24 protein-coding genes are annotated in these 24572 nt (G+C 51.6%); 18 read left to right on the plus strand and 6 right to left on the minus strand.

Annotated features, from left to right (window positions below):
• Positions 1 to 837 (plus strand): 16S rRNA (cytidine(1402)-2'-O)-methyltransferase, encoded by an 837-nt coding sequence (gene rsmI / locus AC1BI1_RS08300; protein WP_476716816.1) that lies wholly within the window; start codon positions 1 to 3, stop codon positions 835 to 837.
• On the opposite strand, the gene AC1BI1_RS08305 is transcribed toward rsmI, so the two are convergent.
• Positions 824 to 1078: an AbrB/MazE/SpoVT family DNA-binding domain-containing protein gene (locus AC1BI1_RS08305; RefSeq protein ID WP_476716845.1), complete on the minus strand. Its 255-nt coding sequence runs from the start codon at positions 1076 to 1078 to the stop codon at positions 824 to 826. The genes rsmI and AC1BI1_RS08305 overlap by 14 nt on opposite strands.
• A gap of 181 nt (positions 1079 to 1259) precedes the next feature.
• Between AC1BI1_RS08305 and metG the strand changes: the two genes are divergently transcribed.
• The 6 genes from metG to AC1BI1_RS08335 all read left to right on the plus strand — a co-directional run bounded on the left by metG (position 1260) and on the right by AC1BI1_RS08335 (position 7647).
• Entirely contained in the window at positions 1260 to 3176 is a 1917-nt protein-coding gene (metG, locus tag AC1BI1_RS08310) for a methionine--tRNA ligase (RefSeq protein ID WP_476716817.1), read from the plus strand.
• A 20-nt stretch (positions 3177 to 3196) separates the two neighbouring features.
• A complete protein-coding gene (locus AC1BI1_RS08315; RefSeq protein WP_476716818.1) occupies positions 3197 to 3970 on the plus strand; it encodes a TatD family hydrolase in 774 nt (257 codons plus the stop codon).
• 160 nt (positions 3971 to 4130) lie between these two features.
• Positions 4131 to 5087, plus strand: a complete 957-nt coding sequence (locus AC1BI1_RS08320; protein ID WP_476716819.1) for a 3D domain-containing protein — start codon at positions 4131 to 4133, stop codon at positions 5085 to 5087.
• Positions 5088 to 5194: 107 nt separating this feature from the next.
• Positions 5195 to 6199: a ubiquitin-like domain-containing protein gene (locus AC1BI1_RS08325; RefSeq protein ID WP_476716820.1), complete on the plus strand. Its 1005-nt coding sequence runs from the start codon at positions 5195 to 5197 to the stop codon at positions 6197 to 6199.
• 82 nt (positions 6200 to 6281) lie between these two features.
• Positions 6282 to 7166, plus strand: a complete 885-nt coding sequence (gene rsmA, locus AC1BI1_RS08330) for a 16S rRNA (adenine(1518)-N(6)/adenine(1519)-N(6))-dimethyltransferase RsmA (RefSeq protein ID WP_476716821.1) — start codon at positions 6282 to 6284, stop codon at positions 7164 to 7166.
• Positions 7167 to 7170: 4 nt separating this feature from the next.
• Entirely contained in the window at positions 7171 to 7647 is a 477-nt protein-coding gene (locus AC1BI1_RS08335) for a ribonuclease H-like YkuK family protein (protein ID WP_476716822.1), read from the plus strand.
• A 129-nt stretch (positions 7648 to 7776) separates the two neighbouring features.
• Here the strand turns inward: AC1BI1_RS08335 and AC1BI1_RS08340 are convergent, their stop codons facing one another.
• Positions 7777 to 8562, minus strand: coding sequence for a cell wall hydrolase (locus AC1BI1_RS08340; protein WP_476716823.1), 786 nt, complete (start codon positions 8560 to 8562; stop codon positions 7777 to 7779).
• A gap of 184 nt (positions 8563 to 8746) precedes the next feature.
• Here AC1BI1_RS08340 and yabG point away from each other — a divergent pair, with 184 nt between their 5' ends.
• The 3 genes from yabG (at position 8747) to AC1BI1_RS08355 (ending at position 10492) form a co-directional block, all read left to right on the plus strand.
• Complete coding sequence (gene yabG, locus AC1BI1_RS08345; RefSeq protein WP_476716824.1) at positions 8747 to 9697, plus strand: sporulation peptidase YabG; 951 nt, start codon at positions 8747 to 8749, stop codon at positions 9695 to 9697.
• 186 nt (positions 9698 to 9883) lie between these two features.
• Positions 9884 to 10159 carry a Veg family protein gene (locus AC1BI1_RS08350; RefSeq protein ID WP_476716825.1) on the plus strand — a complete coding sequence of 92 codons (276 nt, stop codon included), beginning with the start codon at positions 9884 to 9886 and terminating at the stop codon, positions 10157 to 10159.
• 69 nt (positions 10160 to 10228) lie between these two features.
• Positions 10229 to 10492: a hypothetical protein gene (locus AC1BI1_RS08355; RefSeq protein ID WP_476716826.1), complete on the plus strand. Its 264-nt coding sequence runs from the start codon at positions 10229 to 10231 to the stop codon at positions 10490 to 10492.
• Between the two features lie 82 nt (positions 10493 to 10574).
• On the opposite strand, the gene AC1BI1_RS08360 is transcribed toward AC1BI1_RS08355, so the two are convergent.
• From AC1BI1_RS08360 to AC1BI1_RS08375, 4 genes are all read right to left on the minus strand, one after another.
• Complete coding sequence (locus AC1BI1_RS08360) at positions 10575 to 11768, minus strand: FAD-binding protein (RefSeq protein WP_476716827.1); 1194 nt, start codon at positions 11766 to 11768, stop codon at positions 10575 to 10577.
• A gap of 42 nt (positions 11769 to 11810) precedes the next feature.
• Positions 11811 to 12614, minus strand: a complete 804-nt coding sequence (locus tag AC1BI1_RS08365) for an electron transfer flavoprotein subunit beta/FixA family protein (RefSeq protein ID WP_476716828.1) — start codon at positions 12612 to 12614, stop codon at positions 11811 to 11813.
• Between the two features lie 13 nt (positions 12615 to 12627).
• On the minus strand, positions 12628 to 13767 hold the full coding sequence (locus AC1BI1_RS08370; RefSeq protein ID WP_476716829.1) for an acyl-CoA dehydrogenase: 1140 nt from the start codon (positions 13765 to 13767) through the stop codon (positions 12628 to 12630).
• 96 nt (positions 13768 to 13863) lie between these two features.
• Positions 13864 to 14280: a MaoC family dehydratase gene (locus AC1BI1_RS08375; protein WP_476716830.1), complete on the minus strand. Its 417-nt coding sequence runs from the start codon at positions 14278 to 14280 to the stop codon at positions 13864 to 13866.
• Between the two features lie 236 nt (positions 14281 to 14516).
• Here AC1BI1_RS08375 and AC1BI1_RS08380 point away from each other — a divergent pair, with 236 nt between their 5' ends.
• The 8 genes from AC1BI1_RS08380 (at position 14517) to AC1BI1_RS08415 (ending at position 24530) form a co-directional block, all read left to right on the plus strand.
• The gene (locus AC1BI1_RS08380) at positions 14517 to 16220 is read left to right on the plus strand and encodes a sigma 54-interacting transcriptional regulator (RefSeq protein ID WP_476716831.1); all 1704 of its coding nucleotides are present in this window, start codon (positions 14517 to 14519) and stop codon (positions 16218 to 16220) included.
• 314 nt (positions 16221 to 16534) lie between these two features.
• On the plus strand, positions 16535 to 17905 hold the full coding sequence (locus AC1BI1_RS08385) for a GntP family permease (RefSeq protein ID WP_476716846.1): 1371 nt from the start codon (positions 16535 to 16537) through the stop codon (positions 17903 to 17905).
• Positions 17906 to 18023: 118 nt separating this feature from the next.
• Entirely contained in the window at positions 18024 to 19583 is a 1560-nt protein-coding gene (locus AC1BI1_RS08390) for an acyl CoA:acetate/3-ketoacid CoA transferase (protein WP_476716832.1), read from the plus strand.
• Between the two features lie 125 nt (positions 19584 to 19708).
• On the plus strand, positions 19709 to 20890 hold the full coding sequence (locus AC1BI1_RS08395) for an acetyl-CoA C-acetyltransferase (RefSeq protein WP_476716833.1): 1182 nt from the start codon (positions 19709 to 19711) through the stop codon (positions 20888 to 20890).
• A gap of 35 nt (positions 20891 to 20925) precedes the next feature.
• Positions 20926 to 21666, plus strand: a complete 741-nt coding sequence (fabG, locus tag AC1BI1_RS08400; protein ID WP_476716834.1) for a 3-oxoacyl-ACP reductase FabG — start codon at positions 20926 to 20928, stop codon at positions 21664 to 21666.
• A gap of 42 nt (positions 21667 to 21708) precedes the next feature.
• On the plus strand, positions 21709 to 22557 hold the full coding sequence (locus AC1BI1_RS08405) for a 3-hydroxyacyl-CoA dehydrogenase family protein (RefSeq protein WP_476716847.1): 849 nt from the start codon (positions 21709 to 21711) through the stop codon (positions 22555 to 22557).
• 76 nt (positions 22558 to 22633) lie between these two features.
• Positions 22634 to 23275 carry a flavodoxin family protein gene (locus AC1BI1_RS08410; RefSeq protein ID WP_476716835.1) on the plus strand — a complete coding sequence of 214 codons (642 nt, stop codon included), beginning with the start codon at positions 22634 to 22636 and terminating at the stop codon, positions 23273 to 23275.
• Positions 23276 to 23351: 76 nt separating this feature from the next.
• Complete coding sequence (locus AC1BI1_RS08415) at positions 23352 to 24530, plus strand: thiolase family protein (RefSeq protein ID WP_476716836.1); 1179 nt, start codon at positions 23352 to 23354, stop codon at positions 24528 to 24530.
• Positions 24531 to 24572 lie beyond the last annotated feature (42 nt).

The raw sequence follows: 24572 nt of genomic DNA on the forward strand, positions 1-24572 counted from the left end.
GTGGGCTGCCTTTTTTTAGTTGGCACTCCCCTGGGGAACCTAGAAGATATTACTCTAAGAGCCCTCAGAGTCCTGAAGGAAGCCGACCTCATTGCTGCTGAGGATACCCGCCGCACGCGCGAATTGCTCGCCCATTATGACATCCATACTCCTCTTACCAGTTATCACCAGCATAACCTGCAAAAAAAAGGACCGCTCCTGCTCAAGCTGCTGAAGGAGGGAAAGAAGATAGCCCTGGTAACGGATGCAGGTATGCCCGGCATCGCCGATCCGGGAGAAGAGCTGGTAAGGGAAGCAGTAGAAGCAGGGATAGAGGTAGTAGCCGTGCCCGGTCCTAGCGCCGTAATTGTAGCCCTGGCGGTGTCGGGTTTGCCGACGGGGCGATTTGTCTTTGAAGGCTTTTTGCCGCGTAAACCCTCCGAGCGAAGGGAAAGGCTCACCGAGTTAGCCGAGGAAGAAAGAACGTTGGTCATCTTTGAGGCACCCCACCGGCTGCTGGACACTTTAGAGGATATGGTGGAGATCTTTGGCGGGGAACGTAAATTAGCGGTAACCCGGGAGTTAACTAAGAAGTTTGAAACGGTCTTCCGCGGGAGCCTGAAGGAGGCCCTGCAGCATTTTAAAGAGGAAGTCCCGCGGGGAGAGATAACCCTCGTGGTGAAAGGTGCTGTCCGCCTTAAACCCCTCTTTATACCGGAGGAGGCAGCTATTCTGGTGGCAGCCCTCGAAAAGGCAGGGCGACCGCGCAAGGAGGCTCTCGCTGAGGTAGCCAGATTTTACGGTCGCCCTCGTCGCGAAATTTACCAAGCTTGCTTGGAGAGCCCTAAACAGCTATAGAGCTCATAGCCATGGCGCAATCGCGGCACACATTTTTGCCCCGGAAATTGGTAACGTTCTCCGCATTGCCGCAGAAAACGCAGGCCGGCTCGTACTTTTTGAGGATAATTTTTTCCTGATCCACGTAGATTTCCAGGGCGTCTTTTTCTTCAATACCTAGAGTGCGCCGCAATTCGATGGGAATAACAATGCGGCCCAGCTCGTCCACTTTGCGGACGACACCAGTAGATTTAAGCAAGATTCTCCTCCCCCTTTTCTACACAGTTCGACATCTGAGCTATATGATACCACCTTTTCCAGTTCTAGTAAAATCGAATAAGGTTTAAAAATCGGCTATTTTGACCCTTTTTAGGTAAAACTTGACATATTGCTGAGTTTTTTAATATAATACTCCTGAATTTGCAGAAAGGGGACGGCCTTTAATGGGGGACAAAGTTTTTTACGTCACGACCCCAATCTATTATCCTAGCGACAAACTCCACATTGGCCATGCCCTTACTACGACCATGGCCGACACCCTGGCTAGATACAAGAGAATGCGGGGGTACGATGTCTATTTTCTTACCGGTTCTGATGAGCACGGCCAGAAGATACAGCGCAAGGCTCGAGAAGAAGGGCTGGAGCCTCTGGCCTATGTGGACCGCATCGTAGCCACTTTTAAGGAGCTATGGCGCCGGTTGGATATTTCCTACAACGATTTTATCCGTACCACCGAAGAACGGCATAAAAGGGTGGTGCAGGAGTTATTCCGGAAGATTTACGAAAAGGGTGACATCTACAAATCAGAGTATGAGGGTTGGTACTGCACACCCTGTGAAACCTTCTGGACAGAACGCCAGTTAAAAGATGGGAATTGCCCTGACTGCGGACGGCCGGTGGAGCTTCTCCGGGAGGAGAGCTATTTCTTCCGCATGAGCAAGTATGCCGACCAGCTTCTTAAATATATTGAAGAACACCCCGATTTTATCCAGCCGGCTTCCCGGCGGAACGAGATGATAAACTTTATTAAAGGCGGCCTGGAGGATCTCTGTGTCTCCCGGACCACCTTTGACTGGGGCATCCCTGTACCCCTGGATCCCAAGCACGTTATATACGTTTGGTTCGATGCCCTGACCAACTACATCTCGGCTTTGGGCTACGGCACCGAGGATGATAGCCTCTTTCGCAAATATTGGCCGGCGGCCGTCCACCTGGTAGGCAAGGATATTGTGCGCTTCCATACCATCATCTGGCCTACCATCCTTATGGCCGCAGGCATAGAACCGCCTCGGAAGGTCTTTGGTCATGGGTGGCTGCTGGTGGAGGGGGGCAAAATGTCCAAGTCCAAGGGCAACGTAGTGGACCCCATGGTTCTTATCGACCGTTATGGCTCGGATGCCATCCGCTATTTCCTCTTACGGGAGATGCCCTATGGCGGCGACGGGTATTATTCAGAAGAAGCTCTGGTCCACCGTCTGAACACTGACCTGGCTAATGATTACGGCAATCTTGTAAACCGCACCGTATCCATGATCGAGAAGTTTTGTGACGGTCTAATACCTGCTCCGGCCGGGGAAGAGCCTGTGGATCGGGAGCTAAAAGAACTGGCGGCCCGTATTCCGGTAGAGGTGGATGAGGCCCTGGAGCGTTTTGAATTTGCCCGGGCTTTAAGCGCCATTTGGCAGCTGATAAACCGGGCTAACAAATATATTGAGGAGACGGCGCCGTGGGCCCTGGCCCGCGACCCTGCCAAGAAGCCCCGCCTGCAGACAGTCCTCTATAACCTGGCGGAGGCCGTCCGCCAGGCGACTGTTATGTGTGCGCCCTTTATGCCGGGGGTTCCGCCCAGGGTTTGGGAACAACTGGGCATCCAGGATGCTTCCTTTGCCCATACCTGGGATAGCTTGAGCCAGTGGGGAGGCCTACCGGCGGGCAGCCGGGTAAAGCGAGGAGCACCTCTCTTCCCGCGAGTGGAGTGGCCGGCTGATGAGGAAGACCACCACAAGCAAGACCGGGAAAGCCTGGAAGAACAGGTCCCCGAGATAACCCTAGAGGAATTTTCTCGCTTGCAGCTTAAAGTGGCTGAAATAGTAGCCGCCGAGAAGGTTCCTCAAGCCGATAAGCTCCTCAAGCTGGAAGTAGACCTGGGAGGAGAGAGGCGGACGGTAGTAGCGGGTATTGCGCGCCATTACCAGCCCCAGGAACTGATAGGTAAAAAAGTAATCCTGGTAGCCAACTTAAAGCCGGCCAAATTGCGCGGGATCGTTTCCCAGGGCATGGTGCTGGCGGCTGTAGAGGGCGATAACTTGAGTCTCATCACCCCTGACCGGGATATTCCCTCGGGGGCTAAAGTGCGATAAGATAAAGAGAGGAACCGGGGATGAGCTTAAATCTAATAGATTCGCATGCCCACTTAAACGATCCCGCTTTTAGCCACGACTTGCCGGAGGTAATGGACAGATTGCAAAAGGCGGGGGTGGCTGTAGTCATAAATGTGGGATATGATATCAAATCTTCGCGGGAGGCAGTAGTTCAGGCCCATAACTGGCCGTTTTTGAAGGCGGCGGTAGCCGTTCACCCCCATGATGCCGCTACCTTCGATGAAGAAAGTGCGCGTGTCTTAAGGGGTCTGGCTCTGGATCGCCAGGTGGTAGCCATAGGTGAGACAGGGCTAGATTACTACCGGAATTTGTCGCCCAGGAAAAAACAAGAAGAAGTCTTCCGCTGGCACCTGAAACTGGCCAGGCAGCTAAACCTTCCGGTTATAGTTCACAATCGCGAGGCCCACCAGGACATATTGCGCGTTTTACGAGAGGAAGCTGATGAGCTGCCGGGGGGCGTGATGCACTGTTTTTCCGGCAGCTGGGAAACGGCCCGCCAATGCCTGGACCTGGGCTTTTATATTTCCTTCGCCGGTCCGGTGACTTTTAAAAATGCTGTAAGGCTCAGGGAACTGGTAACCAGGATCCCGCTGGATCGGCTTCTGATAGAGACGGATGCCCCTTATCTCACCCCGGAACCTCATCGCGGGCAGCGCAATGAACCGGCTAACATTCGTCTAGTAGCCGAAGCAGTGGCCACTATCCGGGGTGTAACGGTGGAAGAGATAATCGAGACCACCGCAGCCAACGCTAAAGCCCTCTTCAGACTATAGCGATCATTGGGGATAAACTTGAAGCTGGCAGGAAGCCATGGCGGCACTTTTAAAAGTGCTACCATGGCTTTTTTTATGGGGAGTTTAAATTGAGAATTATATGGCAAAAATTATCCCTAGGGAGAAAATTAAGTAGTACCTTTAAAAAGGAGTGAAAGAATTGCTGCGAAACTTGCGATATCGGGCCTTGAGGGCCAGCCTCTGCCTGGTCATAAGCCTTTGGGCCCTGGTATCGATAGGCTGGGCTCCACGAGAAGTGCAAATTGAGGCAGATGGACGCCTTATAAAGCTTGCCACCCGGAGCTGGACTGTAGCCGGTGCGCTGGAGGAAGCTGGCATCCGGGTCCAGCCGGAGGACCTGGTCATTCCCGATCCGGCCACGCCCATAACGCCGGGTTTAACCGTGAGCGTGAACCGGGCGTTGCCCGTGAGGGTGGAGGCCGATGGACAAGAGAGACTGGTCCGGGTACCGATACCCACGGTGGCTCAGGTGCTTTCTGCTACCGGACTCACCTTGGGACCCCAGGATCGGGTAGAAACCAACCTGGGTGGCACCAACGGCGATTTTTTCCTTCGGGTTTTCAGAGTACAGCAGGAGATTGAATTGCGCCAAGAATCCATCCCTTATGCTGTTGAGCGTCAAGCAGATTTTAGGCTCGAGCGGGGTGTCCAGAAGGTCGTGCGGGAAGGGAAAGAAGGAATACGTTACTATAAATACCGTATAACCAAAGAAAACGGCAAGGAGGTAAAGCGGGAACTGCTGGATACCTGGGTGGAGGTGCAACCTCAATCGAAAATAATAGCCTACGGCACCAGAACGCCCGAAACAGCAGCGGCGGTAGCCCAGGCCGGTAAAACCTTGGAAGTAATAGCTACAGCTTATACTCATACCGGTAACCGTACCGCTACCGGTATCTACCCTTATAGGGGTATTGTAGCTGTGGATCCCCGCGTAATTCCCCTGGGAACCAGATTATACGTAGAAGGCTATGGTTACGCCTGGGCCCAAGATACAGGGGGTCTTATTAAGGGTAACCGCATTGATGTTTTTATGGACACGGAAAAGGAAGCCATTCAGTGGGGACGCCGTCGCGTTAAGGTGCATATTTTAGAGTAAAGGTTTCTGCGGAGTATCTTCCAAAAATAGACAGGAGCTGCGGCAGGAAAAATTTACGTAGGTGTCGAAATACTAATAGCCACTTTTTTAACTTGGGAGGTGGCCCTTTGGACGGTTGGATTAGTGCCTGGCGAGAAGAGAAAAGATTGCGCTCACGCCGCCGCTCCCTATTTTTATTTTTGTGGGCTTTGGTCCTTGTGCTGGTGGGCACTGGATGGGGAGTGACTACCTTCACCTGGAAGAAAGTTACCCTGGCAGCAGACGGGCAGGAGAAGGTTTTGCGCACCTGGGCCAGGGATGTGGGACAGCTATTACAAGAGCAAAAAGTGACTCTAAATCCTGAGGATCAAGTCACACCTCCTTTAAATACCCCTTTGCGCAAGGGTATGTACATCGAAGTAAAGCGAGCAATAGAAGTCCGTATACTGGCCGACGGCCAGGAGAAGCTAATACGCCTCCTGCCGACGACAGTACAGGAGGCTCTGTCCCGTGCCGGAATCCGTCTTGGCCCTGAAGACAGAGTAGAACCTGATCGGGAAAAAATCATTACAGCAGGAGACGTTATTAAAGTCACCCGAGTGGAGGTTCGCACGGAAACTGTAGAAGAAGAACTGGCATATGGCGTGGTCCGCCGTCAGGACTCGGAATTGGAGAAGGGGATCACCCGGATAATCCAGCGCGGTCAAAAAGGGCTTCAACGGACCGAATACAGGGTAATATACGAAGACGGGCAGGAAGTGAAACGCGAGGTTGTCAAGCAGGAAGTCCTGAAAGCTCCGGTTCCGCAAGTGGTGGCGGTGGGAGCTTTGAGCCAAGCTTCCCGCGGCGGTCATAGTTTCCGATTTAAGCGTGTTTTCTGGGCGACAGCCACTGCCTATACCCATACGGGCAGGCGGACGGCTACGGGGGCTATTCCCCGGGTAGGTACTGTAGCCGTTGATCCGGAGGTAATTCCTTTGGGCAGCAGGCTTTATATTGAAGGTTATGGCTTCGGAATAGCCCAGGATGTTGGCAGTAGGATACAGGGGGAACGCATCGATGTGTTCCTGGATACCGAAGAAGCTGCTCGCCGTTGGGGGGTTCGCCAGGTTAAAGTTTATGTCCTAGAATAAAGAAGGGATAAGACGCCTTCCAGGTTCAAGTTGTTTACACCGGGGCTTTTGTAGTATAATAAACTGGTGGAGGGAGAAGGTTGTGAATTTCGTAGCTAGCCCCGGCAAACTTATATCCTTTATGAAGGCGAAGGGGCTGAGCCCCCGTAAATCTTTAGGCCAGAATTTTCTTGTAGATGCCAATATAGCGCGAAAGATTGTGGAGAAAGCCGAGCTTAAGCCAAGGGATATAGTGGTAGAGATAGGGCCGGGTTTGGGGGCTCTTACCCAGGAATTAGCCCGGCGGGCAGGGTTAGTGATAGCACTGGAGATAGACCGAGGGCTGGTGGCTGCTTTGCGAGAGATAGTAACAGGGATAGAAAACGTGCGCCTGGTAGAAGGCGACGCTTTAAAAACGGATTTTGACGAGCTGGTAAGAGAAGTTTTGGGTGTAGAGGACAGGGGGAGGTTGCCCGGTTATAAGATAGTGGCTAACCTTCCCTATTGTATTACTTCGCCCCTTTTGTTACACCTTCTGGGCAATAACTTTAATATCCAATACCTGGTAGTTATGCTCCAAGCAGAGGTAGCCGAGCGCTTGGTAGCCAGGCCGGGCGTTAAGGATTACGGTACTTTAACTGTGTTCGTTCAATATTTTGCCGAGCCCCAAATTATCATGAGAGTGCCGCGGACTGTGTTTTATCCTCGGCCCGAGGTGGATTCGGCTGTAGTTCGCTTGGTCGTGCGCCCGCAGCCTCCTGTGGACATAGAGGACAGGGAATTTTTCTTTCGCGTGGTCCGGGCAGCTTTTGCCCAGCGCCGGAAAACTCTGGCCAATGCTTTGCGCACCTTGACCAGCGCGCGTGAACCGGTGGAGGCTGCCTTGAGTGAGGCAGGTATTGCACCTTTACGTCGCGCTGAGACTTTATCTTTAGAGGAATTTGTCCGCCTCAGCCGTTCCTTGCAGGCAAAGATGGGAAGAAGGTGACAAAGTGTATTTCATCAGTCCCAGCAAAGGCCGTCTCAGTGCAGAAGAGATGTTTCAGGATATTATGGCCTTTATTGAAGCCACTCCCGATGCCCAGTATAAAGTGATTATCGGGACTGATTCCCAGGCGCGGTTAAATACTTGCTTTGTAACGGCCATAATTATCCACCAGGTGGGTAAAGGAGCTCGTTATTACTATCGGAAAAAATATCAGCGCAAGATAACCTCCTTAAGGCAAAAGATTTTTTACGAGACTGCTTTAAGCTTAGAAACAGCCAGTTTCCTGGCGCAAAAACTGGCGGCCAACGGTCACCCGGAACTCAATGTCGAAATACATCTGGATGTGGGCCCCAACGGCGATACCAAAGAGCTTATCCGGGAGGTTGTAGGCATGGTCGTCGGGAGCGGCTTTGCTGCCAAGATCAAACCCTATTCCTGCGGCGCCTCCAAGGTGGCTGATAAATATACTAAAAGCGGATAAAATAAGGAGAAAATCCAAAAGGGAGAAGGCCGGTTGCCTTATGTTTTACCGGCCTTCTCTTTTTTTTGGCAAATTGCTCCTGTTCTAAATTTCTCCTGTTGTCGCCTTCCTTTATTCCGCGTGCGATTTTCAAATGGCAAAAACGTGATTACCGATTACGGTGATAATCTGCCGTGTCCATACCCAGGGGCTGGTGGCTCTGGCCGGGTTCCAGAAAAAGAGCGCGCCTCCGCTGGGATCTCTTCCAGAAAGGGCCTCACGGGCCGCGCGGTAAGCTGTAGCATCTGGCTGTAGCCAGAATTGGCCGTCGGTGACGGATTCAAAGGCGTCCGGTTCGTAAATAACACCGGCAATAGTATTAGGGAAGCGCCCGTCACGGACCCTGTTTAGGACAACAGCAGCTACGGCAACCTGGCCAGCATAAGGTTCGCCGCGGGCTTCGGCATAAACCAGACGGGCTAAAAGATCTACATCTTGGGCGGAATAACTTATCCCTGCTCCCCGGGAAGCTGCAGGCGTTGTCCTGGATCTTCCACCGGTAGGGATCCACAGGGCCTGTCCGGGATAAATGTAATGGCTGGATAACCCGTTAGCACTCACAATGTCTTGATAGGGCACCCCGTACCACTGGCCGATTAAAAAGAGCGTATCACCGGGGCGAACTACATGTACAGTACCTGGGCTATCAGGAATCCACAAAACCTGGCCGGGGTAAATCCAGGAATCGGGGAGGCCGTTAATTGTTTGTAGTTCCCAAGCACTTATGTTATAGCGCTGGCCGATCAGGAAGAGAGTATCTCCCGGTTGTACGGTATAAGTAGCGGCTTGCGCGGTACGGGAATAGAGGAGCAGGAATAAAAGGAAGGCTGCTACATAACTGGCAAGAAGGTATACTCTCTTTCTTCTAATGGCCATCAACTCCTTTAACTTTTGGTTACCGCCTGCCAGCCTTGATAAAATTATACCTGGAAACGGATAAGCACGTCATTGCAAAATAGTTGGCAGGACAGGCATTTTATGTTAACTATTTGCCTCCGGCCGAGAACCCTCCCTTTTGCATCGCATACACTGATAATAGGCCAACGACGGAGGGGGGAGTATGGCCGAGATCAAACCGGGCGACATTGTGGCGCGTAAATCTTACGGGAAAGATATCTTTTTTAAGGTTAAGGCCATTACCGTCACCGATAAGGGTAAAGCCACTGCTCATTTAAGAGGAATAGATGTACGCTTGAGCGCTGATGCTCCCCTGGAAGATCTGGAAGTTCAACCGACGGAACAGGTGGTGCGCTATCGTTATCGAGATGAAGAGAAGTACCAATCTTGTTTTCGTCGTGTCCGGGAGCGCCAGAAGGCGAAGCGGGAAATGATGCTGGCCAGGTTAGATGTCGCAGGGGCTCTGGAAGAACAGTTTACAAGGGAAGGAGAAGTTAAAGGAGGAGACAAAACAAATTTTTTTGAGTTTCCCGGCAGGGTAGTGCACGTCGATGGTGATGAAGAATATTTACACCGTTGCTTACATGCTTACCAGCAGCTACGCCTGCCGGTGGCGGGCTTTTTTGTAGCTGAAGGGGAACAGGCGGAAAAAATACCGGAGCTGCTGGCCAAATTCACTCCTGATATCCTCGTTTTGACCGGCCATGACGGTTTAATTAAAGATAAAAAGGACCAGACCAGTTTAGACAGCTACCGCCATTCCAAAGATTTTGTGGCTGCCGTCCGGGCAGCCCGCAGGCTGAGGCCCAGCCATGACGATCTAATCATCTTTGCCGGGGCTTGCCAGTCCCACTATGAGGCTCTGTTGGAGGCCGGAGCTACCTTTGCCAGCTCGCCGAGCCGCATTTTAATTCATGCCTTCGATCCTCTTCTGGTGGTAGAACGAATAGCCTATACTTCTATCCAGGAAATTGTGCGACCCTATGATATAATTAAAGAAACCGTGACTGGCGAGGGAAGCATAGGTGGGGTAGAGATCAGGGGGAAATTGCGTTTAGGCTATCCTTCCTCTCCCTATTCGGAGCTTCTTAATTTGACAAGGAAAGAAGAATAGTATCGATAAATCTAAAAAACAGCTGACTTTCGTTAATAAAATCATAATAAAACCGTAATAAAGCCTTAATATAGGGTTGGCTACCCTTGACAGATTGCCGGGGGGTTTAGTAAAATGAAATAATATCTTGACACCTTGTTCCCGGCATAGTATAATATGATATGTATGCCGGGAAGGGGTGGTTTTATGGCTGCCAAAGAAGTTTTGGCTACTATAAGGCAGGATCTGGAGGCTCGGGTGGGCCAGAAAATCAAGTTACGGGCCAACCGCGGGCGTAAGAAAATTATAGAGAAGGTTGGCATACTGGAAAAAACTTACCCCAACATCTTTATTATCCGCTTGGAAGAGCAGAAGAGCCCAGAACGGCGCATTTCCTTTAGCTATACCGATGTACTCACCGATACGGTGGAACTGATGGTTGAAGGAGAAGAAGGAGATATCAAGATAGGTGCCAAACCTTAAGGAGCTGTGGGGAAACCCAGGGCTCCTTTATTTTTGGTACAAGTCGAGGGGATGCGGGAAGCGAGGCAAATGGCTGTGCTTAAAGATATACCGGCTATCCTGGCCAAGTGGCAGGATACTCTGCTTAAGATGGATAACGTGGTGGGTGTGGGCTACGGATATAAAACCCGAGGGGGTAAACCTACATCCATCCCCGCCATAATTGTTTACGTTAGCCAAAAAGTACCCTTAAAGCAGCTAAAACCCCACCAGCGTATCCCGTCCAGTGTAGACGGCGTACCTACAGATGTAGTGGAAGCAGGGGAAATGCGGCTTATAAAGGGAAACCTTTAGGACTGGTAAAGCAAGACCGCCTCAGGGGGAAACGCGGAAGTGCAAAACCTGAGGCGGTTTCGATAACATGTGACTTTTACTATTATAAAGACTTTAGCTCTTCTACCAGCACGGGTAACACCTGATGCACATCACCTACAATGCCGTAATCGGCCACCTTAAAAATAGGGGCTTCAGGGTCAGTATTAATGGCTACGATACACTCGGAATTTTGCATGCCCGCCAGGTGCTGGACGGCGCCGGATATCCCGCAGGCAATGTAAAGCCTGGGTTTCACTGTTTTGCCCGTTTGTCCCACTTGATGCTCACGGCTGATCCAGCCGGCGTCCACAGCGGCACGCGAGGCCCCTACAGTAGCCCCCAGGAGCTTAGCTACCTCTTCCAACTTCTTAAAGCCCTCCGGCCCGCCTAGGCCGCGTCCTCCAGCAATAATGATCTCGGCCTCTTCTAAATTTACCTTGGTCCTGGCTCGTTCTATAACTTCTAAAATTCTGGTCCTCAAGCACTGGGGAGGGATTTCGTAAGAGCGCCTCACGGCTTCCCCTCTACGGCCGTAATCTGGCTTTTTCTTGCGCATTACTCCCGGCCGGACAGTGGCCATCTGCGGCCGGTGGTGAGGACAGGCTATGGTGGCCATAAGATTGCCGCCAAAGGCGGGACGTGTTTGCAAGAGAATTTTTTCTTCCGGGTCGATAGCCAGCTCGGTGCAGTCGGCAGTAAGACCGGTGCCCAGGCGACGGGCTAGCCGGGGAGCCAGATCACGCCCCAGGGGTGTAGCTCCCAGGAGAAAAATTTCCGGTTTGAATTCCTCAACCAATTTGGCCAGCACATGAGCATAAGGCTCGGTCCGATAAGAAGTCAGCTCAAGGTGTTCCACCAGATAGACGCGGTCGGCACCATAGGCAAAAAGCTCGTCCACCATCCAGGACACATCATGGCCTAAAAGTGCAGCAGCCACCTGAGTTTGGCGCTGGGCGGCCAGATCTTGAGCCGCGCCCAAGAGTTCCCGTACAACCTCGGCCAGCCGGCCTTGGTGCTGCTCAGCGAATACCCAGATTCCCTCATAAGACCCAGAGAGGGGTTCGACTTCGGGGGCCGTTTGGCCCGCATCTTCTTCCTTCTGGATGGCGCCAAATTTACAGGAATCAATGCACGCGCCGCAGTTAGTACAGTTCTCCCTGATCCGGGCTTTTTTATCCACGATTTCTATCGCCCCAAAGGGGCAGTGCCGTAGGCAGGCTTTACACCCTGTACATAGTTCGCTATCTATACGCATGTTACAAAGCCTCCTTAAACTTCCTAAGCCCCTCAATACAATCTATCCAACGAGAACCTTTAAAAGCCTCCGCTCCTTGAGGTGCTTGATCAAGGTCGCACCAATTTCTTCCAAAGAGCCTTGTAACATTACACAGTTTCTTCGGTGCTCGGGGACAAAGGTACGTCTTACCTGGGTAGGAGACCCTTTAAGACCTATCAGGTTCGAGTCCACCGGCACATCCTTGGCTGTCCAAACGGTGACGCCTTGACGGCAGGCGCGGACAATCCCCCGAATAGAAGGATAGCGCGGTGTGTTTAGCTCTTTTATAACCGTGAACAGGGCGGGAAGACGCGTTTCCACGAGCTCATAGCTCCGCTCAAGGGCGCGCTGCAGGCGGCAGGTGGTGCCGTCAGGTAGAAGTTCTATTTTTTGTACGTAGGTAACTTGGGGGATATCCAGCAGCTCGGCTAGTTGGGGTCCCACCTGAGCGGTATCCCCGTCGATAGCCTGGCGGCCAGTAAGGACTAAGTCATAGGAACCAAACTGCTTTATGGCCTGGGCTAGAGTATAAGATGTCGCTGCGGTATCGGCACCGGCAAAAGCGCGGTCGGTGAGCAGGATGGCCCGGTCCGCCCCCATAGCTAAAGCTTCTAAAAGGGCTTCCTCTGCCTGGGGCGGACCCATCGAAAGGACAATTACCTCGGCCCCGCACTGGTCCTTTATGGCCAGGGCCGCTTCCAAGGCATGGCGGTCTTCGGGATTCATAATACTGGGTACCCCGGTTCGTATCAGGGTGCCGGTACGGGGGTCTATACGCACTTCGGTGGTGTCCGGCACTTGCTTAATACAAACTATTATTCTCATTGCCCGTTCCTCCCTATCGCAAGAGATGAGAAGCAATGACCATGCGCTGTACTTCCGAAGTTCCTTCATATATTTCCGTGATCTTGGCGTCCCGGAAGAAACGCTCCACAGGATAATCCTTCATATAGCCATAGCCTCCGTGGATTTGAATGGCTTTCACAGCTTGCTGCATGGCCACTTCGGAAGCATACAGTTTGGCCATGGCCGCCTCTTTAGAGAAGGGTTGCTTGTTGTCTTTGAGCCAGGCGGCACGGTAGGTTAATAGGCGCGCCGCGTCAATCTGGGTAGCCATGTCGGCCAACATCCACTGTATGGCCTGGAAAGATCCGATGGGTTTGCCGAACTGCTCGCGCTCCTTGGCATAGCGTAAACAAGCCTCCAGACACCCTTGGGCTATGCCTACAGCTTGAGCTGCGATACCTATACGCCCCCCATCCAGCGTCTGCATGGCGATCTTAAACCCTTCCCCTTCTTCTCCCAGACGGTTCTCTACGGGAATATGGCAGTCTTGGAAAATCAGTTCTGTAGTACTGGAAGCGCGAATGCCTAATTTATCTTCTTTTTTGCCAAAGAAAAAACCCGGTGTACCCTTTTCCACTATAAAAGCGGTAATACCACGTGTGCCCTTAGAAGGGTCTGTCTTGGCCAGAACAATGTAAATATCGGCTACTCCGCCGTTGGTAATGAAGATTTTGTTTCCGTTTAAAACGTAGGAGGCCCCTCGGCGTACAGCGGTTGTGCGGAGAGAGGCGGCATCCGTACCCGCGTTGGGCTCAGTTAACGCAAAAGCCCCTAATTTTTCTCCCTGGGCTAAAGGCACTAGGAAGCGCTGCTTTTGTTCTTCAGTACCGAACTGGTAGATGGGGTGAGCGCAAAGGGAAGTGTGGGCCGAGACAATGACCGCCGTGGCTGCACAGACTCGGGCCAGCTCTTCTACAGTGATAATGTAACTCAAAGTATCGGCTCCAGCCCCGCCATATTCTTCGGGGAAGGGAATGCCCAACATGTTATAACAGGCCATCTTTCTTACTATTTCCCAGGGGAATTCGCCAGTGCTATCCCGTTCGGCCGCCCCAGGTGCGACTTCCTTTTCAGCGAACTCCCGCACCATCTGGCGGATCATTCTTTGAGATTTAGTCAAATTTAAATCCATCGAGATATCTCTCTCCTTTCCTCAACTTTGGTAATAGCCAAAATAAGTGGCGCGGCTGGAAAATAGAGGAACGTTAATTAGCAATTGCGAACACATTCACGAATCCATTTTTTTAATTACCGCTTCTCCTTTTAAAACCGTGTCTCCTTTCTGGTTGATAGCTGTTGTCTTCAAGCGCAGAATTTTTTTCTCCGGCTTTTTTTCCAGCACTTCTACTTCTGCTGTTATGGTATCGCCTATGCGCACCGGAGCAGTAAACTCGAGTACCTGTTTGAGATAGATGCTGTTAGGGCCGGGGAGCTTGGTGCCCAAAATGGCGGAAACAAGGCCGGCAGTCAACAGGCCGTGGGCAATCCTTTCCCCGAAAATAGTTTTTTTGGCAAATTCAGCATCAACGTGTACAGGATTAAAGTCGCCCGTGATGCCTGCAAAAGTGTAAATATCCGTCTCCGTGATGGTTTTGCTGAGGCTAGCCTTTTGGCCGATTTGAATTTCATCGAAGCTGTAGGACATATTGCACTTTCCTCCTTGTTGTATAGGCGGCAATTTCTATTCCCACACTACATGCAAGATTCGTGCCAAGGGCTAGGCGAATTTCTACTTAGACAGTATAGCCCGACCAGTTACCTTTGGGTTACACAAGTTAAAGAGATTCAGGGGTACTTTTGAAGGATTGCGTGGATTGAGTTAAAATTAAATATATAAGAGAATAGGACTCAGAAGATTCTGGAGGTGGAAGAGGACCTTTTATGGCTCAGAAGTACCTTTTATCTCTTTGGCAATTTGTGTCGGAAGGAGCTATTGTACTGGACAATGAACTAAAAGTTGCTGCCACCAACCCGGCGGCGGAAAAATTTTTGGACCAGCCGGAACAGCTTTTGTTGGGGAAGCCTTTGCCGGATTTTATTTCTTCTCATATTCCCTGGGAAGAAGCCCTATGGAGCAGGGAAATAAAAGAAGGAAGCTTCTGCATACAGAAGAAATGCTTTCGTTGGCGCTTGTTACCTTTACTTGGCGAAGGGGCTGAAGTTGAAGGATATTTGCTGCTTTTACAGGATATAACCGAGGGCAAAAACCTAAAAGAGAAGCTTTCCAGCGTTGAACAATGGAAAGACATACTCTTTACCATCCTGGAAACCAGCTATGATCCCACGATTGTGGTAGATGAGAACGGCTTCATAACGTTGTTTAACCAGGCCTATTGTGATTTCCTGGGTATTACCAGGGAAGAGGCCGTCGGTCGCCACGTAACGGAAGTTATTGAAAATACGCGTATGCATATTGTAGTAAAGACGGGTCAAGCCGAAATCAGGCAAATCCAGCGGATTAAGGGGCACGACATGGTGTGCGACCGCATACCTATTCGTACCGGCGATAAAGTGATAGGAGCTGTAGGGAAGGTTTTGTTTCGTGACATTTTCGAGATAGGAGAACTTTGGAATCAAGTTCAGAGGCTAAAACAAGAGGTGGAATACTATAAAGGGAGATTGCGCCGCCGTGAGCAGCGGGCCAGGTATTCGCTGGACAACATCATCGGCCGCAGCCGGGCCATTGTTGAGCTCAAGGGAATGGTGGGCAAGATAGCTCTAACTAATTCAACGGTTTTGCTGCGCGGTGAAAGCGGAACCGGCAAGGAACTCTTCGCTCACGCTATTCACAATGCTTCTCCTCGTTACGCAGCGCCTTTTATAAAAGTTAACTGCGCGGCTATTCCGGAAAATCTTTTAGAGTCAGAGCTTTTCGGTTACGAAGAGGGGGCTTTTACCGGGGCCAGGAAGGGAGGTAAACCAGGAAAGTTTGAGCAAGCCAACGGGGGCACTATTTTTTTGGATGAAATAGGGGATATGCCCTTGAACATGCAGGCCAAGGTCTTGCGCGCCCTGCAGGAGAAGGAAATCGAAAGGGTAGGTGGCACCAAACCGATTAAAGTGGATGTGCGCGTCATTGCCGCTACGCACCGCAACTTAGAGCAACTAGTCCGTGAGGGGCACTTTCGGGAGGACCTTTTTTACCGGCTGAACGTGATAACGCTGGAAATCCCGCCTTTGCGGGAGCGTCGAGAAGATATTCCAATATTGGTCCACTATTTTTTAGAAAAATTAGGGAAGTTATTGGGATGCGGTAAAAAGAAGATAAGCGACGAGGCTATGGAAATTCTTTTGCGCCACGATTGGCCTGGAAATGTACGGGAGCTGGAGAACGCTTTGGAGCGGGCTTTAAATCTAGTGGAGGGTGAAGAAATTCTTCCCCAGCATCTCCCCCACTACCTTTTTGAAAGTCCTTCGTCAGACTTCGGTATACCAACATTAAGGGAGGCTGTAGCTAAAACCGAACGGGAGCTTATAAAGCGAGCTTTGAGTATGGCCCGGGGCGATTGCTTGCAGGCTGCTCGTCTGCTGGGGGTGGGTAAGTCCACTTTTTACGAGAAACTGGCCCGGTATAAACTTCGGTGATTCCGGATATCCGGAAGCAGATTCCGGGGAACCGGAAAGGATTCAAACTTTGGCTTTAAGCTGGGCGCAGACCCAGGAAAGATTTGTCTTTCCGGAAATCCGGAAAACGCGGGTAAAGTGAAGTACGTTTTGGCGGTTGGCACGAAACTTGCAAAAACAATGAAGTGAACTTGAAAAATAACTGAAAGGCGCGAGAGGGGGGATTCGTTTATCGGATATTGAGAGCTAGAATTCCAAGTACGAGGGAAGAGGAACGAGAAGAAACGGAAAAGAGAGAAAAGGAGGAGTGATGAGTGGTAATTTTTAGTATCTTAATGATTTTGTTAAGCTTAGGCCTATTAATGTATTTTGCTTATCGCGGATGGTCGGTTATCCTTATGGCTCCGGTATTCGCCTTGCTGGCGGCAGCGGCCAGCGGTCTTCATGCTTTGCCGGCTTATACTGAGCTTTTCATGGTCAAAGCTGCCGGGTATTTTAAGAGCTTTTTCCCGCTTTTTATGCTGGGTGCTGTATTTGGTAAAGTTATGGAGGATTCGGGTGCCGCCCGTTCCATCGCGCATGCAGTCATAACTTCTCTAGGTAAAGAAAAGGCCATCATATCGGTGGTTCTCGCATGTGCTATTCTTACTTACGGCGGGGTAAGCCTTTTCGTGGTAGCTTTTGCCGTGTATCCTTTTGCGGCCGCCTTATTTAGAGAGGCCCAGATACCCAAACGCCTTATTCCGGGTTGTATAGCCCTAGGGTCTTTCACCTTTACCATGGTCGCCCTTCCTGGTACTCCGCAAATCCAAAATATGATACCGACTCGCTATTTCGGTACTAACGCCTATGCCGCGCCAGTTACTGGAATACTCTACACGATTATTGTCTTCGCTGCCGGTGTGGCTTGGCTTGAGTGGCGGAAGCGTAAAGCTTGGGCTGCTGGAGAGGGATACGGCGTTCACACCAAGAACGAGCCGGAAGTGGGCAACGGGAATAGTCTACCCAATCCATGGGTATCCGTACTACCTCTTCTGGCGGTACTGGTGTTGAATTTTATTCTGACTAAGGTGTATGGCGGCCTTAATCCGGACATCATGAAACCCTTTGCGGGGGCTAGTCCTGTAGCACAGGTGGCGCCTACCTGGGCCCTTATAACCGCCTTAGTGGTGGGCATAATTTTGGCGATTGTCTTAAACTGGAGAACAATGAAGGATAAATATGTTAATAGTTTAAATCAAGGAACGTTAGGATCACTTCTGGCAATTATGAACACAGCCTCTGAGGTGGGCTATGGGAACACCATCGCCGCCCTATCCGGCTTCTCATCCATTGCGAAAGCTCTTCTTTCTGTAAAGTTGGGCGGTACGCCGCTGGTATCTGAAGCGCTCACGGTAAACGTGCTGGCTGGGATTACGGGTTCGGCCTCCGGCGGTATGAGCATAGCATTGGAGACCATGGGTAAGCAATACCTGGAGTGGGCCACCAGCATCGGGCTTAATCCGGAATTGCTGCACCGCATAGCGGCCATGGCCTCTAGCGGCTTCGACACTTTGCCCCATAACGGTGCGGTCATTACACTCCTGGCTATTTGTGGTTTAACCCATAAAGACTCCTATCTAGATATTTTTATCGTGGCCACCTTAGTTACTTTTTCTACAGGATTCCTAATGGCGCTCCTGGCGCCTGTTATCGGGTTCGTATAAATCCTGTTTTTAGAGCTTCGATCCTGCACTTTTGCATGTACCGGCTAAAGGGAGGGGGCGCCGCTTAACAACGGTGCTCCCTATCGAAAAAATGTCGTGGCTAAGGAGGATGATCGTCGTGGCACCTAAGTTTTTGACTGCTCAGGAAGCGGTTAAATTAGTTCGAGATGGAGACACCATCGCCTTTGCCGGCTTCGTGGGAAACGGGCATCCCGAAGAACTCACCGCCGCCTTAGAAGAGAGGTTTCTGGCCACCGGTAGTCCACGCCATTTAACCTTGATTTACGCTGCGGGGCAAGGCGACGGCAAAGAGCGTGGTCTAAATCACCTGGGCCATGAGGGTTTGGTCAAGCGAGTCATTGGCGGGCACTGGAACCTGGCGCCCAAGTTGGGCAAGCTGGCTGTAGAGAACAAAATAGAGGCATACAATCTTCCCCAAGGGGTAATATCGCAGCTTTTCCGAGAAATAGCTGGCGGGCGGCCGGGGGTTATAACCCACGTGGGCTTAAAGACCTTTGTGGACCCTAGGGTAGAGGGAGGCAAGCTCAATAGCAAAACTATTGAGGATCTGGTAGAGGTAATTACCATTGGCGGCCGGGAACGGCTTTTCTACAAGGCACTGCCTGTAAACGTAGCTTTCCTGCGGGGGACCACTGCCGATGAGCGGGGCAATATTAGTATGGAAAAAGAAGTGGTATATCTAGATGCCCTAGCCATGGCCCAAGCTGTGCGCAATTGCGGCGGCATAGTGATAGTACAGGTAGAACGAGTGGCTCAAGGGGGAAGCTTGGATCCCAGGTTGGTCAAGATCCCGGGCATTTTGGTGGATGTGGTGGTAGTGGCTAAACCCGAAAACCACCAGCAGACCTACGCCGAGGACTACAATCCTGCCTACTGCGGAGAAGTTAAGATACCTTTGGCGCAAATACCGCCTATCTCTCTGGATGAGCGGAAAGTCATAGCGCGCAGGGCCCTATTCGAGCTGTACGAGGGCGCCATAGTGAATTTGGGTATTGGTATTCCGGAAGCTATCGGCTCGGTGGCGGCCGAAGAGGGCATGAGTGACTATATGACCTTGACGGTGGAGTCAGGTCCTATAGGAGGAGTACCAGCCGGTGGCTTGAGCTTTGGGGCTAGTAGTAATCCGGAGTGCATCGTTGACCAATGTTATCAGTTTGACTTTTACGACGGCGGAGGCCTGGACCTCGCTTTTTTAGGCATGGCCCAGATGGATAGCCAGGGAAACGTTAACGTTTCGAAATTCGGGCCACGTATAGTAGGCTGCGGCGGATTTATTAACATTACCCAGAATGCGAAGAAGGTGATATTCTGTGGCACCTTCACAGCTGGTGGACTGGAAGTAAAGGTGGAGGATGGGCAACTAAAAATTGTGAATGAAGGCAAGTTCCAGAAGCTGGTTCCGACAGTAGATCAAATAACCTTTAGCGGTGAATATGCCCGCGAGCAGGGCCAGTCTGTGCTGTATGTAACGGAAAGAGCAGTCTTTGAGCTGCGCTCGGACGGCGTCCACCTTACCGAAATAGCTCCAGGTGTTGATTTGCAGGAGGACGTGCTGGACAAAATGGGCTTTGTGCCTATTGTAGATAAAGATCTAAAAACGATGGACAGCAGGATCTTCAGGGATAGTCCTATGGGGTTGAAAAATAGCCGCGGTTAATGTTCTGGAAGGGAATGTAACCTGCCGGTAACCCACGGTCTGTAGAATACGAGGAGAGGGGGTGGGTGGCCTACAAGGAGTCAAAAATAATATGAGGCCTGCCAAAAAAAGGAGGGAATAGAACCATGCGAGAGGTAGTTATCCTAAGCGCGGTGAGAACCGCCATAGGTAGCTTCGGAGGTAGTTTAAAAGATATTCCGGCCTCCGAATTAGGAGCTGTAGTCATACAACAGGCCTTGGCCAGAGCTGGGGTACAGCCCGCAGAAGTGGGTGAGGTGCTCCTGGGCAATGTATTGCAGGCGGGACAAGGCCAGAATCCAGCGCGGCAAGCGGCTATAAAAGCCGGGATTCCAGTAGAGGTGCCGGCCATGACCATAAACATGGTATGCGGTTCGGGGCTTAGGGCTGTGAACTTGGCAGCTGCCCTGATTATGGCCGGCGAAGCTGATATTATAGTGGCGGGCGGCATTGAAAATATGTCCCAGGCCCCCTACGCCTTGCCGGGGGCGCGTTGGGGTATGCGCATGGGCGAAGGTAAGGCTGTAGACCTAATGATTAAGGATGGCCTGTGGGATGTTTTTAACGACTACCATATGGGTATTACTGCTGAGAATTTAGCCGAGCGGTACAATATAAGCCGGGAAGAGCAGGATCTTTTTGCTTTGGAAAGCCAGAGGAGGGCGGCTAAAGCTATTAAGGAAGGGCGCTTTTGCGAGGAAATAGTGCCTGTTAAAGTTCCCCAACGTAAAGGCGAACCCATTGAATTCGTACAGGATGAGTTTCCCCGCTTTGATACTAGCTTAGAGGCTTTATCTAAGCTGAAACCCGCTTTCAAAAAGGATGGAACTGTAACAGCCGGCAATGCCTCGGGCATCAATGACGGAGCGGCGGCCCTAGTATTGGCTTCCGCCTCCAAGGCTGAAAGCTTGGGACTTAAACCTCTGGCAGTGATTCGCGGTTGGGGCAAGGCGGGGGTGGATCCCAGTATTATGGGCATCGGTCCGGTAGAGGCGTCTCGGCGTGCCCTTCGCCAGGCCGGCCTAAACATCTCGGACATGGACCTGGTGGAGGCCAATGAGGCTTTTGCTGCTCAGGCCCTGGCAGTGGCTCGAGAATTGGAATTGGACCTGTCTAAGACCAACGTGAACGGCGGTGCTATCGCCCTAGGGCATCCCATTGGGGCCAGTGGAGCCAGAATATTGGTTACCCTCCTACACGAAATGCGGAAGAGGGGCAGCCGCTACGGATTGGCTACCTTGTGTATCGGCGGTGGCATGGGTGTAGCCACGGTAGTTGAAGCGGTTTAAAAATTTTTACCAGACATAAAAAGGAGGAGTACCTTATGCGCCTTAAGGATAAAGTAGCCATAATTACAGGCGGAGCCAAGGGTATCGGGAAGGAGACAGCCCTGCTTTTTGCCCGGGAGGGGGCTAAGGTGGTTATTTGCGATTTTGACGAGGAAACCGGTCAGAAAACCCTAGAGGAACTGAAGGCTATGGGGGTTGAGGCGAGGTTTTTCAAGGTCGATGTAACGGACCGCTCGAGCGTTAAGTCCATGGTCGACGCCGTTAAAGCGGAGTTCGGCAGGATAGACATATTGATCAACAATGCGGGTATTACAGCGGATGCTTTGCTGGTTAAAATGACGGAAGACCAATGGGATAAAGTGATTGCAGTAAACCTTAAGGGAGTGTTTAACTGCACCCAAGCGGTGGCCCCCGTTATGATAGAGCAAGGTTCCGGAGTTATCCTCAACGCTTCCTCGGTAGTGGGTGTTTACGGTAACATCGGACAGACCAACTACGCTGCGACTAAGGCCGGAGTCATAGGGATGACCAAGTCATGGGCTAAAGAACTAGGCAGAAAAGGTATTCGGGTAAATGCCGTAGCGCCCGGCTTTATCATTACCGACATGACGGCCAAAGTACCGGAGAATATCCTGGAGATGATGAAGTCCAAGACCCCTCTAGGAAGGCTCGGTGTACCTGCCGACGTAGCTGCGACCTACCTGTTCCTGGCCTCGGATGAGGCGTCCTATATCAACGGTCAGGTGCTAGGTGTAGACGGGGGCTTAATGATTTGAGCTGAGGAAGAGCTGACGAAGTGAGGAGGGAACCCCATGGGCGTGCAACACGTGGCCGTAATTGGCGCCGGGACCATGGGCAGGGGTATTGCCCAGGTCCTGGCCCAAGCCGGCTTTCTGGTGACGCTACTGGACGTATCCCAGGAGTTGGCCGATAAGGGGTATGAGGGGATAAAGGGCAATTTGCGCAAGCTGGTGGAGAAGGGGAAATTGGCGGAAGGGGAAGCGGAAGAAGCTTTAAAGCGTATCCGCAGTGGAGGCGATGTTGCCCTAGCTGCCGAGGCAGACATGGTGATAGAAGCTATCGCTGAAGATATGGAAGCCAAGCGAGAACTCTTCCGCCAATTGGATGAGGTTTGCCCCCCGGGAGTGATTTTGGCTAGTAATACTTCTTCCTTGAGCATCACGGAAATGGGATCGGCGACCAGGCGGCCGGAACTCGTGGTGGGAATGCACTTTTTTAATCCGGTTCCCGTAATGCAGTTGGTAGAAATTATCAGGGGTCTAAGGACCAGCGACTCAACGGTAGAAACAGTACGCCAAGTAGCACTAGCCTTAGGGAAAAAGCCCGTAGTCATTCCGGAAGCCCCCGGTTTTATAGTAAACCGACTTTTGATTCCTTTGATCAACGAAGCCATTTTTCTATTGGAAGAAGGCGTCACTTCCGCCTCCGATATCGATGCGGCGATGGTGGCAGGAGCCAATCATCCTATGGGCCCGCTGGCCCTGGCTGACCTGATCGGTTTGGATGTTTGCCTGGCCATTATGGAAACCCTGTATCGGGAACTGGGTGAGGATAAGTACCGGCCGGCCCCCTTGCTGCGCAAGATGGTGCGGGCTGGTTACCTGGGCCGCAAGACGGGCCGCGGCTTCTATGAATATTCCTCGTAGGTAGGTCTTGCTTTGGACAGGGTTTATCGAGACACCCTACCATTATCGGCCTCTCTGAGGGGGTGCTGTACCTAAGATGGTGAAAATATTGGCTATAAACGGTAGCCACCGCAAGGCCAAGAATACTGGGTCCCTCCTAGCGGCAGTGCTGGAAGGGGCGCAAGAAATGGGAGCCGACACGGAACTAATAGAACTGGTAGATTATAATGTAAAACCCTGTTTGGGATGTAATAGTTGCATTAAGAAACCTGAATGTTCCATAACAGATGACGACATGGCCTTTCTGGGTAAAAAACTGCTGGACGCTGACGGTATAGTATTCGGATCTCCGGTGTACTTCGCCAACGTCAGCGGACTCATGAAGATTTTTATGGACCGCACGAGATGGCTTTATCTTACCAAAAACATGCTAAGCGGCAAGATAGGTGCTGCGGTTACCAATGCAGCTCTGCGTAACGGCGGACAAGAACTGGCCCATGTCGTGTTAGAACGCTTTATCACCATGCACGGTATGATACTTGCCTCCAGCCGGGAACCGATAGGGCAGGTATATAATGGTGGAGCGATGGGCAGTCTGTTTCAGGCCATGGAAACGAGTGGCCGTGTGTTGTGGAGACGCAGTGTAGAGGAAGATGAGCTGGCAATTAGGGAATGCCGTCAGTTAGGCCGTAATATGGTGAGGTTGGCACAGCGAATAGCGGCTTTTAGAACGCCCTAGCTCGCTTCGAAATAGCGGCTCAAATATTATGTACGGCGGGCAATAGAAAAGGAGGAGGAAAGGAGGCGACTGGGCAGTGGAAAAAGTGTTTATCGTCGGCGCGGCTCGTACGCCCATTGGTGACTTCCTGGGCAGCCTCAAGGATGTTTCAGCAGTAGATTTGGGTGCAATAGCGGCCCAAGAAGCCATTAAACGGGCTGGCATCAAACCGGAGCAGGTGGAAGACGTAGTTGCGGGAATGGTCTATAAAGAAGGGGTGAAAGGTAACCCGGCGCGGCAGGTACAGCTAAAATGCGGTATACCTGTAGAAGTGGCGGCGGTAACGGTGGACCAACAGTGCTGTTCCTCCATGCGAGCTGTGGAAATAGCTGCGCAGCAAATTATGCTGGGGATAACCCATGTGGCGCTGGCTGTAGGAATGGAAAGTATGTCCCAGGTGCCCCATTTGCTCATGGGAGTGCGCACCGGCTACCGCATGGGAACGGCCAACGTGGAAGATGCGCTTCTATATGATGCCCTCCATGACGCTTTCCACGGCTATCACATGGGAGTTACCGCCGAGAACCTGGCCGAAAGATATGGTATAACGCGGCAAGAGCAGGATGAGCTTGCTGTACTAAGCCATCAGCGGGCAGTAGCGGCCATCAAGGAGGGTAAATTTAAAGAGGAAATCGCGCCGGTGGAGGTTAAGACTAAAAAAGGAGCAACATTGGTGGATACGGATGAACACCCGCGGCCGGATACTAGCTTGGAGAGCCTCGCCAGGTTGAAGCCGGTGTTTAAAGAGAATGGAACGGTAACAGCGGGTAACGCGAGTGGCATCAATGATGGGGCGGCGGCCCTTGTCCTTATGTCGGAGACAAAAGTGCGGGAACTGGGAGCAAAGCCGTTGGCCAGAATATTGGCTACTGCTTCCTATGGTGTGGAGCCCGCGATAATGGGGATCGGTCCAGTTTATGCCATTCCTAAGGCCTTAAGGTATGCCGGGGTGGAGCTTAAAGATGTCGACTACTTCGAAATAAACGAAGCCTTCGCTGTTCAGTTCCTGGCAGTTAATCGTGAGCTTAAGCTTGACCTGGAGAGGGTTAATGCCAACGGTTCGGGTATCGCTCTGGGCCATCCGGTAGGGTGTACCGGGGTACGCATCATAGTAACTCTTCTGTATGAAATGCGGCGCCGGGGGGGCCGTTACGGGGTTGCCTCTTTATGCGCGGGTGGCGGCCCCGCTATGGCTACAGTGTTGGAGTTGGTTTAAGTTTACAGACGTATTCACATTTTAAATCTTCAGGAGGGCAAG

It is taken from the genome of Thermanaeromonas sp. DSM 22490, from assembly GCF_056378755.1.